This is a genomic window from Bacillus cereus group sp. Sample62 (assembly GCF_036851315.1).
GTDB lineage: Bacteria > Bacillota > Bacilli > Bacillales > Bacillaceae_G > Bacillus_A > Bacillus_A wiedmannii.
This window is the reverse complement of the sequence record NZ_JAFLPK010000001.1, coordinates 1046156-1058179: the sequence shown is the minus strand read 5'-3', so window position 1 is coordinate 1058179 and position 12024 is coordinate 1046156. Positions and strand designations below refer to the sequence as shown.

Below are 12024 nucleotides of genomic sequence, written 5' to 3'. Positions count from 1 at the left end.
TAAGTGGAAAATAAGTATTATAATTTTGATCCATCTGTAGATATGGATAAGCGCACAAACTTAGAAATTGACTTACTATTAGAAGCGGTATTTAAACTATCCGGATTTGATTTTCGCCAATATGCTCGCACATCTATTTATAGGCGGATTTGTAATCGAATGCAGATTTCTAATATCCCTACCATTTCAAAATTAATTGAAAAGGTAATTCATGAGGAAGGGTTTTTAGAACAGTTATTAAACGATTTCTCGATTAATGTAACTGAGATGTTCCGTAACCCTATCTTTTTTAAGGCGCTAAGAGAGCATGTTATTCCTGAATTAAGAAAGCATCCTGAAATTAGAATTTGGCATGCTGGATGCGCAACTGGTGAAGAAGTATTATCAATGTCCATCTTACTTCACGAAGAAGGATTAAGTGAAAAAGCTGTTATTTACGCAACAGATATGAATACAGATGTGTTAGAGAAAGCAAAACAAGGCATCCTTCCGTTAAATAAAATGCAAACTTATACGAAAAACTATTTACAAGCTGGCGGTACACAAGCATTTTCTAACTATTATTCAACAGATAGTCGTTTTGCTTATTTTAATCCATCCCTGTTACAAAACATTATTTTTGCGCAGCATAATTTAGTAACTGATCAATCTTTTAACGAATTTCATATTATACTTTGCCGTAACGTTTTAATTTACTTTACGAGTAAACTTCAAAACCAAGTACAGCAACTATTTTATGAAAGTTTAGGCCACAATGGATTCCTATGTTTAGGAAATAAAGAAACTCTTCGTTTTTCACATATAATGCCGCATTATATCCAGTTTAATCCTAACGAACAAATCTATCAAAAAATACAATAAAAAGCGTATGAAATCCTCTGTTTGGATTTCATACGCTTTTTATTTCGCATTCGTTTGTATCATAATTAGACACATATCATCTGATTGTGTTTTCTTCTGTTCTTCCTTATAAAACCCTTCTATCTCGCCTTCTAAATCTCCCCATTTTCTTTCCGTAAAAGTACGTAATTTCTCTTCAGACTCAAATTCATCATTTGCAATTGCTTCAAGCACACCATCTGTAAACAATACTATTTGAGCGTTCTTCTCAAAAGGTATAACAGTCTTTTCAACTTTTATTTCATCAAAAAATCCTACCGCACAACTCCCGCGATTTAGTTCCACTACATTCGCTTCATCAACTAAAACGTACCCAGAAGGATGTCCTGCATTTACATATTCAATTGTTCCCTTTTCTGTATCCACTACTAAGTATATCGCTGTAAAATAATATGGGATATTGTCATTTTCATTATGTAAAAGGGTCATATATTTATTTAAGTCTTTAATGACGAGTTCTGGATCGATTAAACATTTAATCGATTCACGTAAAACAGACGAGATAAACATACAAACTAATGAAGCAGATACACCATGTCCCATCACATCTAATAATATAATACCGTAGCGGTTTTCATCGATTTTATACCAATAATACATATCTCCAGCTAGTTTGAATGAAGGTAAGTAACTTGCTTCAATTTTTATATGATCTTCTCTTAATGGGCTACTTAATAAGTTTCTTTGTACTTGTGTAGCTAAATCTAATTCATTACGAAGGTTTTCTTCTTGTTCTTTATGCCAATTTAATTCCGATTTCAAGCGTAATGCTACACGCATACGCGCTAACAATTCAACTTTATTTATCGGTTTCGTAATATAATCCATTGCGCCTATATCAAGCGCTTCAGCTAATTTATTCGCATCTTCTAAAGCTGTTACAAAAATAATAGGAATATCTTTACACTTCTCCTCATTTTGTAATCGCCTACAAACTTCAAGTCCGTCAATTTCAGGCATCATAATATCTAATAGTATTAAATCAATTTCATTATGCCTGGAAGAATCTTTTCCAAAATGGATGTATTCGAAAAGCTCTTGTGCAGAATTAAGCGATACAAGATCCTGATATCCGGCTTGTTTTAAAATTTTTTCAATTACAAAAATGTTAACCGGATTATCATCGACAATTAAAATGGACACAAGTTATTTCCCCTTTTCTTATTTAAAATGTAAATCTATTATCATTTTCTATTTTTCTAGTATTGCATACTCAGTTACAAAATGAAAATTTCCTACTCAAACATATTTATACAGCAAAAGAACAAACCCCCTAGAAATGAGAGTTTGTTCTTTCACTCTATAAAGTGAAACTTTAATCAGTGGGGGTTTTCTTCATCCCCCACTGATTATTAGTTGAACCAATCGGACTTTAATGGGCAGTTGATCCCCCACCTAAATTCTTTGCTTTCGCTAAATTTTGAGGTGGGGGTCTTACTGCCCATTAAAGCGGGATAAATTTCCACTATTAATTTAACACCATCGCTTTGTCATTTAAAAGGCGATCTAATTCTTCCATATGATTTGTTTCATCTGCGATCATATCTTCTAACTTTACAACTAACTCTGTCATATTTAATTTCGCTGCCTGTTCTTTTCTCATTTCATAACGCTTAATTGTTTCATATTCTGATTGTCTAGCGGATTCTAACATTTCTCTAACATCTTCTACTTGTTTCACTGGTAAAGGGATTGTAGTAGGTGTACCACCTAGCGTCTGAATTTTCTCCGCTAAATATAGGGCATGTCCTTGTTCATCACTAATTTCAGATTCAAAGAAAGGCTTTAACACTTGTCTATATATACCAGAAACTGTAGCTGCATTATGGTTATACATAATAATTGCTGAGTATTCTCCTGCTAAATCTTCATTCAATCCTTTGATTAGTTCTTTCACATCGTGTGACATTTTCATATCTCCTCCTATACTTAATAACTACCCCTTTTCTCATGTTTTAAACATAATTCTTTAAAGTTTTTATGTATCTAAAAACGCTGCTTGCTTCAATTTACTTATCGCTTGTCTTTTAATACGAGAAACGTGCATTTGTGAAATACCTAACCGTTCCCCTGTATCTTTTTGATTTAAATTTTCTCCAAATATATAATGAATAACACTCTTTTCTGTCTCATTTAATACGTTAAAAATATCCTTTAAAACGAGACGTCTTTCTGTCTCTTCATATCCTTGCTCTACTTCACCTACAGATTCAATTCTCGCTACCGAACTTCCATCAGATGAATTTTCAACTACATCATCTAAGGAAGATACTCGATAATTATTTTTCGCATCCATAATTTCTAGCACTTCCTCTTCGGATAGTCCTAAATGATTTGCGATTTCTATTATCTTCGGTGAACGTTGCAGGTGATCTGTTAACTCCTCTATCGCAAGCTTAATCTTTCCGCCTAAATCTTTAATTCGCCTTGGAACATGAATGCCCCAAGTTTTATCACGTAAATACTTCTTTATTTCCCCTACTATCGTAGGTATTGCAAACGGCTCAAAAGCATTCCCTATCGAATAATCATACCTTCTTATTGCGCCTAAGAGCCCTAACATTCCTACTTGTATAATATCCTCATGCATAGGCCCACCTTTTGAATAGCGATATGCAATGGAATGTACGAGATTTTTATAATGATTAACCAGTCTTTCCTGTGCTTCATCACATTGGTTTTCTTGGAATTCTGCAATTAATTTAATAACGTCTTCTTTAGTAAGATTTGTAGGTTGAGATTGGATTTCCATCATTCTCCACCTGCTCTCTTTGTATATATTTTGTCATTAAAACTGTCATGCCCTCATCATGCATGATTTGTATATCATCCATTAACGTATTTATTAAATATAAACCTAAACCATTTTCCGGCAAATGTTCTACTGGTTTATTAATATCATACGGACCAACTTTACTTTTTAAGGTGCTAAAATCAAAGCTAACTCCATTATCCGCAACCATAATTTCTAATCGATCTTCATATAGACCAAAGACAATTGTAATCTCTCCAACGTCTTCTTTATATGCATGTTGTACAATGTTTGTACATGCTTCACTAATAGCAATTTTCATATCTTCTATATCGTCATAAGCAAAGCCCATTCGATTTGCAACACCAGCCATTGTTAAACGAATAATAGCTACATATTCTGCTTTTGCCGGAATTTTCATTTCTATCTTTTCAAATCTCTCCATCATCCCTAGTCACCTTCTTTCTACTTTTTCAAAATCAGAATTCAAATTTAATATTTCTGTTAACCCTGTAATATCAAATAATCTTTTTAACCTTTTAGATACACCAATAAACTCTAGTTTCCCATCATTTTTCTTAATTGCTTTTAATAGCGCTATAAAAACGCCTAAACCTGTACTATCCATATAATCTACCTTATTAAAATCTACTACTATATAAACCTCTTTCTCACTTGCAATAGGCATGATCTTATTTTTTAAATCTGATGCCGTATACGCATCAATCTCACCATTAAGTTGTACTGTATAACCTAAATCATTTTGCAAAATATTTATTGCCAAATTCATTATTTCCGCCCCCTTATCTCAAACTACTACTATTTAATTACCCATAAAAATTAGTTTTAAACATATTTTTTTCATTTTCATTATAAATAAATTTTCTACACCTTTCTCAGCTTAACACTAAAAAAAATACTACCAAATGTTTAAACCTTATAAATTTGTGTATGTATAATGTATAAACATTATTTTTAGGGGGATCTATCTATGGAAGAGCACAACTTTAAAAAGGGAGATTTTGTTCAATTTTCTTATCGACACGATCAAGCTACAAAATTAGTTGGTTCCATTATTAACATACTAACGAATACAATTGTAGTTGATATAGGCAATAGCGATGACTTATCTCATATAGAACCAAGGCAGGTCGTAAAAATAAATAATTGTGAAAAAGTAACGATGGTTTAATACATAATAAAAAGTGTAATTTCAATGAGCGGGGGGCCTTCATCCCCCGCTCATTCCTATGCAGATTACATAAAAAAAGCATCCAAATTATTTTAATTGGATGCTTTTTTATGTATATTTATCAGTTCGTTAACCTCATAGCTATATATAACAAACTTAAGATTACTATTCATTATCATACTTATGCTTTCCGTAGCATTCTAGAAAAGAATGTAACGATTAAAATAAAGACGATTGCACCTAATAAAGCTGGAAGAATAAAGATGCCTCCCCATTCAGGGCCCCAGTGACCAAATAAGGCACTACCTACCCAAGATCCGATTAATCCGGCAATAACATTACCAACTATACCTAAAGGAAAGTCTTTTCCTGTAATCATTCCAGCTAACGCCCCAATAAGTCCACCTACAATACACGTAATAATAAGTCCCACAATTAGACCTCCTATATTATTTTTATAATGGATTTATCAAGCTTTGGTATGTAACCAAAGCTTGATAAACATGTACTATTCTTTATGATCCAATCCATCATTTATCTTTTGTTTCACTTTTCCGACTTTTTCTTTTATAGTTCCTTTCGTCTTCTCCCACTTCCCTTCATTTTTCAACTCTCTATCTTCTGTAATTTCACCAATTCCTTCTTTCACTTGTCCCTTCTTCTTTTCAACTTTACCCGTAATTTGTTCTTTTAGCCCGCTCTCACTCATATTTCCAATCTCCTTTTCGTAATAGATTTATAGGATACAAATTTAAATAGAATACATGCATCTTCTTTCTTGTAACCATTCACCGACTCTTTCTAAATCCTTAACGAATAACAAGATTTTCCCTTCATCCAGCTTTTCTTCATAGAAGTTCGCTTCTTCCTCATTAAGCCCTAACTCCTGCATCTTATTTCTTAACTGATCTCCCGTTTTTTGAAAGACGTTAATAATGCTTGTCCCAAGTCCCTCCTCTTTTATCCCAATTGTATTCACGTCTGCATTGTCTGCGATTCTATCTGTCCTTTCTTTCTCATGTGTTAATACGTAAATATCTTTTTGGTCTATTCCTTTCTTCACTAGATCATTCGCCGCATTCATGACCTCTTTCTCCGTAATAAATTCATATACAAAAGGTTTACTATACTTCGTTTCCATCTTTAACTTCCTCCTTTAAAATGAATTATTTGTTATATTATATGTAGTACACCTATTTTCCCAATGTTAAACATAAAATATGAAAAAAGTTATGTGAATTTTTTCTATCCTAAAACTAGTTGAACCAATCGGACTTTTATGGGCAGTTGATCCCCCACCTAACTTCTTTGCTTTCGCTGCATTTTGAGGTGGGGGTCTTACTGCCCATTAAAGCGGGATAAATCTACTTACAATAACTACCTAAATCAACAGAAAATTGTTATAATTGAACATGAGGAGGGATACTATGAAAAAAATCATATCTATATGCACTCTAACCGCTCTATCTTTCACTTTAATAGGCTGTACAAGCACCTCAGATACAGACAAATCTCCACAAGCTAAGCAAGAACATACACAAAATACCTTTCAATTAAATTCCGCTAATATTACAGACATTGAAATACTCAAAACAACAAATCATACTACTTCCAAATCCCAAACAGATAACGAAGAAATGATAAAATCTATCGTTTCAGCAGTTCAAAATGGAACACCTAAAACAATCACTTTAGATCAAAAAAAGAGAGAATCTGCACATTCTACTATTACCATTACATATAAAGATGACTCAAAAGACGAATTTCTTGTGTGGGTTGATAATAAGGAACAAATTACGATTGCTAAAGATGAGAAGAAAGATAAGGTAGAAGGTGTGATAGTAAATATTAAAGATGCTAAAATGATAAAGGATTTCTTTTAAAATTTTAATTAACGCTAAAAAAGAGTAGGATTACATCCTACTCTTTTTTTAATCATGCCCAATAAATAGACTTTTACAAAATCTATTTAAGATCTAATTTTGCTAAATCATGTTGTAAAACATTATTTCCTTCTTGTGGATTAAATACTATTGCACTAAGACCAAAAACATTCGTAACAACATCTCTATCTTTCGGATGAATTATTCTTACTTCATAAGCAAAAAGTGCTGGAGGAAGAGCCGCTGAACGAAAAGTAACATATCTATTAGGTGTCAATGTTTGTGTTGAAGGATCTACTAATGGTAACAATACCGGTGAGCCAGATGACCAATCAAACATTTCAACAGTTACTCTATGAATATCATCTGGATCAACATTCATAGCCTCAACAGTAAGAAATAACGTAGCGGAATGTCTACGTAATACACCCGTTGACAAAGTTTCATTGTGATGTTTATGACATTTTCCAGGAGGATGACCATAGCCATAACTCATATCAATTCCCCCCTTTCATTTACAATTAAGGACAAGTATTCCTTATAATATATAATGCTAGTATTATTTTAGTGAAAGGTATAAAAGCGGATTTCCATCTTTATTTTTGGATATTTTGTTTTTCATTTATTCTCTCTTAAAGAATAATATAGATTCTCCTATTTTGCCCTTGAACTCCTTCTAAGAATAAATAAATCTATTTTGAAAAGGCCCTGCTCCATTCATTCGTAAAAGTATAAAATAAATTGAATCCGTTAAAATACATGAGTGAACCTTTGGGTTTCCCCTCCTATTAAAAGGAGGAACTGTTATGGGCTTTGGTGGTAGTTGTGGCGGCTGTGGCTTCACTGGAGGATTTGCTTTATTAGTTGTATTGTTTATTTTATTAATCATCGTTGGAGCTGCTTGCTTCTGCTAAAAACTATCGAAAAGACACTCACGTGAGTGTCCTTTCTTCATGAAAAAAGCCCCACGCAATGTGCAGAGGTTCAAGTGTAACGAATACTTTAAAGATGTAGTATTACATTCCCCCCTCCAAAATGAACTTCGATGCTATAAATTTCGTTTAGGTTCAATCTTAATATTTTAGTTTAATAGCAATATGGTGAAACTTTATTCCAAACAATATTGCTACTATAGAAAAGTACAACAAGCTGGACAACCTAGATTTCAAACTGTAAGATTAGATGTTGTTAAAATTAAATACAGCAAAGCATATATAGAAAATAGGTGTTAATTTTGAAAATCAATAAAAAATTTGAACCAATAATTTTTAATATCTTTATGATTTTAGGTATATCTAGTATTATCTCTTTCGTCATGGTTTCAATGAATGTTGGATATACAGCTTTATTTCTCAAATCATGGATGAAAACATGGGGAATTGCTTTCGTACTTGCATTTTTAGCTTCTAAATTACTACCCTTTGTAGTGAAAAGGATAATGAAAGTATTTACCTTTGTTGAGAAGGATGCTTAAAAATAAAGTGATGCACTACTCTAGTTCATTTAAATTAAAAGAGATACTCATCACAATACTTAACCTAGTAAAGTAATATACGTAAAATGTTTCAACTCGAAGGAAGGCACCTTAAAAGTTGTCTTTTCTTTATTTGTTAAAAAAGCTCGCCTATTTCCGTAGGCGGGCTTTATCTTTATTACACAATAAGAAAGTATACTCTCTTTTTCACTTAAATTTTATGTAATTGTACATATTCATAAAAATAGAAGAAGTAAAATTGTACGTTTTGATACAATTTGGCAACAAACTAACTGTTTTCTTATACATGAATAGACAACTACTACAAGAGTTATAGTTTTTATGTTTTCATTTCCCTTTTTACATTTATCTTTTGATCAGACGATGCTTTTTTTAATACATAATAAAAAATATAAAAAAATAACCAGAAAAACTGTCACAAAATCCGTTTTTCTGGTTTCTCTATAATACAGGTATCAAATTGAAAGTGAGGTTTAAACTAATATGTTAACTATAGAAAATGAAGAAAGTCATGCATCTGATATGCCCTTTGAAGATTTATTTAAGCGGTACTATGCTTATGCTGTGAAACAGATTATATGGATTGTTAAAGATCAATCTATCGCTGAAGAGTTAGCACAAGAAGTATTTTTACAATTATATCGTAGCGATTGGAAAGGAATTGAAAACATACCTGGATGGTTGATTAAATCTTCTACTTATGTAGCCTATAACCATTTCCGATCTGAAAAAAGGCAGCAAGCGAAAATTGATAAAGAAATCCAATACCATGACGTACAAAATGTTTCATCATTAGACGATGATTGGATAAGAAAAGAAGAAATTACAAAGGTCCAAACGATACTAAATAAAATGAATGATCGAGAAAGAACCCTTTTACTAATGAAATTCTCTAGTTTTCAATATAAAGAAATTGCAGAAATACTTCAAATTGAAATATCTTCTATTGGAACATTATTGGTCCGAGCCAAAATGAAATTTCGCAAGATTTATAAACAAATGGAGGAGGCATAACAAATGAAATGTTATGATATCGGATTTATTCAAACATATATTGATGGCGAACTTTCTCATGATATAAGAAAGGAATTCACAAAGCACCTAGATACATGTGAAGCATGCCAAGATTTATTAGTAGAAATCAGTAAATTAAATCAATGGGAAAACGTAATGCTAGATGAAGAATGTGCAAATTCACCACAAGAAATCAAAATTGATATAGAAAAAGCATGGAAAACATTTGAAAGTCGTTCCAAGTTAGAGAATGTTGCTAATATAAATCACAAAAAACAACAGAAGAAGGGGCTCTTTACAAACATGAGTAAAAAATCAAAACGTTTCATTTATATAGGAATAGCTGCAGCAGCACTTTTCACAACAGCAATGATTCCACAAGTACAAGTGGCGGCTACAAATGTTGCTTCATATTTTTCTGATGCAATTACAAATGATAAAGTTGTAAATGAAGGAATAGCAGATGAAAATGGCGTCATACAAGATATGATGAAGAATGGTAAATATATTCCTATTGATGAAAAAATTACAGATCAAGGTATTACTGTGCATCTCAAAGAATTATTCATCGCAGATTTACGTATATCCGTTCATTATAGAATGGAAAAAGCTGACGGAAGTTTAGTACCATTTGAATTTGATACATCCGGATTAGATCTCGAAAGTGATGGTAAAATTAATGGGCAACAAGAGGAAAACCCTGAGATTAAAAATGATGGGAGGTTATCATTTATCCATGATGCAGATGATCGTCTTCCTTTTGAACTTGTGGCAGCAGGTAAAAAATTAGATAAAATAGGCATCCGTGATAATGATAAACCCGAAGGTGTTTCTACATTTGTTATAACTAATGTAGAAAAAGACGTTTTTAAACAGCCTCTTACTTTAGACGTAAATATAACTAGAATTGGAAAAATAAATGGATCTTGGAAAGCTCAAATCCCAATTGATACTTCACATTTGAAAAATAATACGAATTAACATAAAAAAAAGAATAGAACAATATGTATCTAATTCTCAGTTTATATGTTTTCTTGTTTTCGTTACATTTATTTCTTATATAGTTTTTACTCTATCTTTTATTTATGATTTAAGACCATTATAAGAAAAAGCCCCCTAAAAAAGTAGGGAAATAAATAACCGGTTTCTTACCGTATAAGAAATCGGTTATTTTGTATCTAAAATGCGTTTAAATGTAAAAAAGAAAAGACACCCTAAGGTGCCTTCCTCCGACTTGAACCATCTTAATTTTAATAATATGTATTGGACTCCCATCCAACTATTATTTTACCATGTTAAGTTGTTTTTGTTTATTGAGAAATACAATAATTTATTTATGCTGGTCATCTGTATCCGATCTTTTTTGTAGTCCATGCACAATTGCAGTGATGACACTTTTTGATTTTTTCAGGATTCATTTGATCTACGGGTTTATAATTCCTGTTAGCATCATAGGTGGAATAGCGGGATAAAAGTAGAAATAGCATAATTAAAAGAGGAGTGAAACTTCACTCCTCTTTTTTACTTTTGGATTTTAACACTCATTAGATCGCTACTAGAATTTTGCTTCTCTAAGCTTATCTCTATTTTAAGATTGTTTTTATTTATTTCAAAATTACCTGTGCGTGTATTAGAAGCCACTATATTATCAATCTCTTTACTCAAATCTAAGTTTGGATTTATCATAGTGATCCACTTTTTCCCTAACTCTAGTAACGCCTTATTACCTTGGCCTCTCTCAATTACAAAATTAACGCTAAAGTTATTTTCATCATCACCCCTGACAGTGAAATTCCCAAAAAATTCTGGAATCCCCTCTAATACCGGAGAAAATAAAACGACCTCTGAACCTGGACCACCTATCGCTGCATACTTTAATTCGGCATTATATTTTGTGTTGATTTGAGTAACAAGATTTTGTGCTTCCTTCGATACAGATTTTTTCAGTACAGATGAGCTCTCCATCCAACCTTCATAATAATAAATATCATCATCTGCTAAATCTTGCGGTATAACAGTAGGCTTTAAGTCAGGCTCTTTTTCTGATTTATTAATTGCATTGTATAAGAATAGTGCATACTGCTCACGAGTCACGAGACTTTGCGGTTCAAATTTATTATCACCCGTGCCCGTCGTGATTTTATTTTCTTGTAATGCGCTGATAGCACTTGTTGCCCAGTAATTTTTATCAACATCTTTGAAAGTGGTAGTAGATGTTGCTTGGAAGTTAAAAGCCTTTGTTAATACAACAGCTAATTGTTCACGTGTTAAAACATTATCTGGACCAAACTTCCCATTACCAAATCCGTTCATAATACCAGCTTTATTAAGAGCTAAAATTTCTTTTTCAAACATATGCCCTTCTATATCTGTGAAAGGATTTTGTGTAGTAAGTTCATCTACTGGCTTCAAGTAAGCATATATTAGTCTAGCTACTTGTCCTCGTGTAATGTTATCACCAAAACCAAACATTCCGTTTCCATAACCAGCTACAATATTTCTCTCTTGTAAATCCATAATTGCTTTATAAGACCAATGGTTTACAGGAACATCTTTAAATCCTATCTTGTTTTCTGCTTGTACATTTGTTAGGGGCGTTAGTGTTGTTGATGCAATAACTGTCCCCGCCAAGATTAGTTGTTTAAAATTCATAATTGAATCCCCTTATCCTTAACATAGCGTGTTCATAAAGAATATTACACACACCTTTTTTAATATTAACATATAAAGATTTTCAATGTAGGTTAATTTTGGATATTTTAAGAATATTATTCCATCTAATACTGTT

Annotated in this window: 17 protein-coding genes; 7 read left to right on the top strand and 10 right to left on the bottom strand. The window is 32.2% G+C overall.

Annotated features, from left to right (window positions below):
• Positions 1-3 precede the first annotated feature (3 nt).
• On the top strand, positions 4-861 hold the full coding sequence (locus J0835_RS05315; RefSeq protein ID WP_087979677.1) for a CheR family methyltransferase: 858 nt from the start codon (positions 4-6) through the stop codon (positions 859-861).
• Positions 862-900: 39 nt separating this feature from the next.
• Here J0835_RS05315 and J0835_RS05310 read toward each other — a convergent pair whose 3' ends face one another.
• The 5 genes from J0835_RS05310 to rsbV form a co-directional block, all read right to left on the bottom strand.
• Complete coding sequence (locus J0835_RS05310) at positions 901-2043, bottom strand: fused response regulator/phosphatase (protein ID WP_087979676.1); 1143 nt, start codon at positions 2041-2043, stop codon at positions 901-903.
• A 325-nt stretch (positions 2044-2368) separates the two neighbouring features.
• Entirely contained in the window at positions 2369-2809 is a 441-nt protein-coding gene (locus J0835_RS05305; protein ID WP_087979675.1) for a ferritin-like domain-containing protein, read from the bottom strand.
• 69 nt (positions 2810-2878) lie between these two features.
• On the bottom strand, positions 2879-3655 hold the full coding sequence (gene sigB, locus J0835_RS05300; protein WP_087979674.1) for an RNA polymerase sigma factor SigB: 777 nt from the start codon (positions 3653-3655) through the stop codon (positions 2879-2881).
• Positions 3618-4100: an anti-sigma B factor RsbW gene (rsbW, locus tag J0835_RS05295; RefSeq protein WP_087979673.1), complete on the bottom strand. Its 483-nt coding sequence runs from the start codon at positions 4098-4100 to the stop codon at positions 3618-3620. Before rsbW ends, sigB begins: the two co-directional genes overlap by 38 nt.
• Before the next feature lie 6 nt (positions 4101-4106).
• Positions 4107-4442: an anti sigma b factor antagonist RsbV gene (gene rsbV, locus J0835_RS05290; protein ID WP_087979672.1), complete on the bottom strand. Its 336-nt coding sequence runs from the start codon at positions 4440-4442 to the stop codon at positions 4107-4109.
• 201 nt (positions 4443-4643) lie between these two features.
• On the opposite strand from rsbV, the gene J0835_RS05285 reads away from it, so the two are divergent.
• Positions 4644-4844 (top strand): methyltransferase, encoded by a 201-nt coding sequence (locus J0835_RS05285; protein WP_087979671.1) that lies wholly within the window; start codon positions 4644-4646, stop codon positions 4842-4844.
• A 181-nt stretch (positions 4845-5025) separates the two neighbouring features.
• Here J0835_RS05285 and J0835_RS05280 read toward each other — a convergent pair whose 3' ends face one another.
• The 3 genes from J0835_RS05280 to J0835_RS05270 all read right to left on the bottom strand — a co-directional run bounded on the left by J0835_RS05280 (position 5026) and on the right by J0835_RS05270 (position 5985).
• Positions 5026-5277, bottom strand: a complete 252-nt coding sequence (locus tag J0835_RS05280) for a GlsB/YeaQ/YmgE family stress response membrane protein (protein WP_000522902.1) — start codon at positions 5275-5277, stop codon at positions 5026-5028.
• A gap of 75 nt (positions 5278-5352) precedes the next feature.
• The gene (locus J0835_RS05275; RefSeq protein WP_087979670.1) at positions 5353-5553 is read right to left on the bottom strand and encodes a CsbD family protein; all 201 of its coding nucleotides are present in this window, start codon (positions 5551-5553) and stop codon (positions 5353-5355) included.
• A 42-nt stretch (positions 5554-5595) separates the two neighbouring features.
• Positions 5596-5985: a general stress protein gene (locus J0835_RS05270; RefSeq protein WP_000448808.1), complete on the bottom strand. Its 390-nt coding sequence runs from the start codon at positions 5983-5985 to the stop codon at positions 5596-5598.
• Positions 5986-6271: 286 nt separating this feature from the next.
• Between J0835_RS05270 and J0835_RS05265 the strand changes: the two genes are divergently transcribed.
• Positions 6272-6727 carry a hypothetical protein gene (locus tag J0835_RS05265; RefSeq protein ID WP_087979669.1) on the top strand — a complete coding sequence of 152 codons (456 nt, stop codon included), beginning with the start codon at positions 6272-6274 and terminating at the stop codon, positions 6725-6727.
• A gap of 82 nt (positions 6728-6809) precedes the next feature.
• Here J0835_RS05265 and J0835_RS05260 read toward each other — a convergent pair whose 3' ends face one another.
• Positions 6810-7223 (bottom strand): hypothetical protein, encoded by a 414-nt coding sequence (locus J0835_RS05260; protein WP_087979668.1) that lies wholly within the window; start codon positions 7221-7223, stop codon positions 6810-6812.
• Positions 7224-7533: 310 nt separating this feature from the next.
• Between J0835_RS05260 and J0835_RS05255 the strand changes: the two genes are divergently transcribed.
• The 4 genes from J0835_RS05255 to J0835_RS05240 all read left to right on the top strand — a co-directional run bounded on the left by J0835_RS05255 (position 7534) and on the right by J0835_RS05240 (position 10217).
• Positions 7534-7641, top strand: coding sequence for a YjcZ family sporulation protein (locus J0835_RS05255; RefSeq protein WP_087979667.1), 108 nt, complete (start codon positions 7534-7536; stop codon positions 7639-7641).
• Between the two features lie 320 nt (positions 7642-7961).
• Positions 7962-8201: a DUF2798 domain-containing protein gene (locus tag J0835_RS05250; protein WP_087979666.1), complete on the top strand. Its 240-nt coding sequence runs from the start codon at positions 7962-7964 to the stop codon at positions 8199-8201.
• Positions 8202-8705: 504 nt separating this feature from the next.
• Positions 8706-9236: an RNA polymerase sigma factor SigX gene (locus J0835_RS05245; RefSeq protein ID WP_087979665.1), complete on the top strand. Its 531-nt coding sequence runs from the start codon at positions 8706-8708 to the stop codon at positions 9234-9236.
• Between the two features lie 3 nt (positions 9237-9239).
• A complete protein-coding gene (locus J0835_RS05240) occupies positions 9240-10217 on the top strand; it encodes a DUF4179 domain-containing protein (protein ID WP_087979664.1) in 978 nt (325 codons plus the stop codon).
• Between the two features lie 540 nt (positions 10218-10757).
• On the opposite strand, the gene J0835_RS05235 is transcribed toward J0835_RS05240, so the two are convergent.
• Positions 10758-11888 carry an S-layer homology domain-containing protein gene (locus J0835_RS05235; RefSeq protein ID WP_087979663.1) on the bottom strand — a complete coding sequence of 377 codons (1131 nt, stop codon included), beginning with the start codon at positions 11886-11888 and terminating at the stop codon, positions 10758-10760.
• Between the last annotated feature and the right edge of the window lie 136 nt (positions 11889-12024).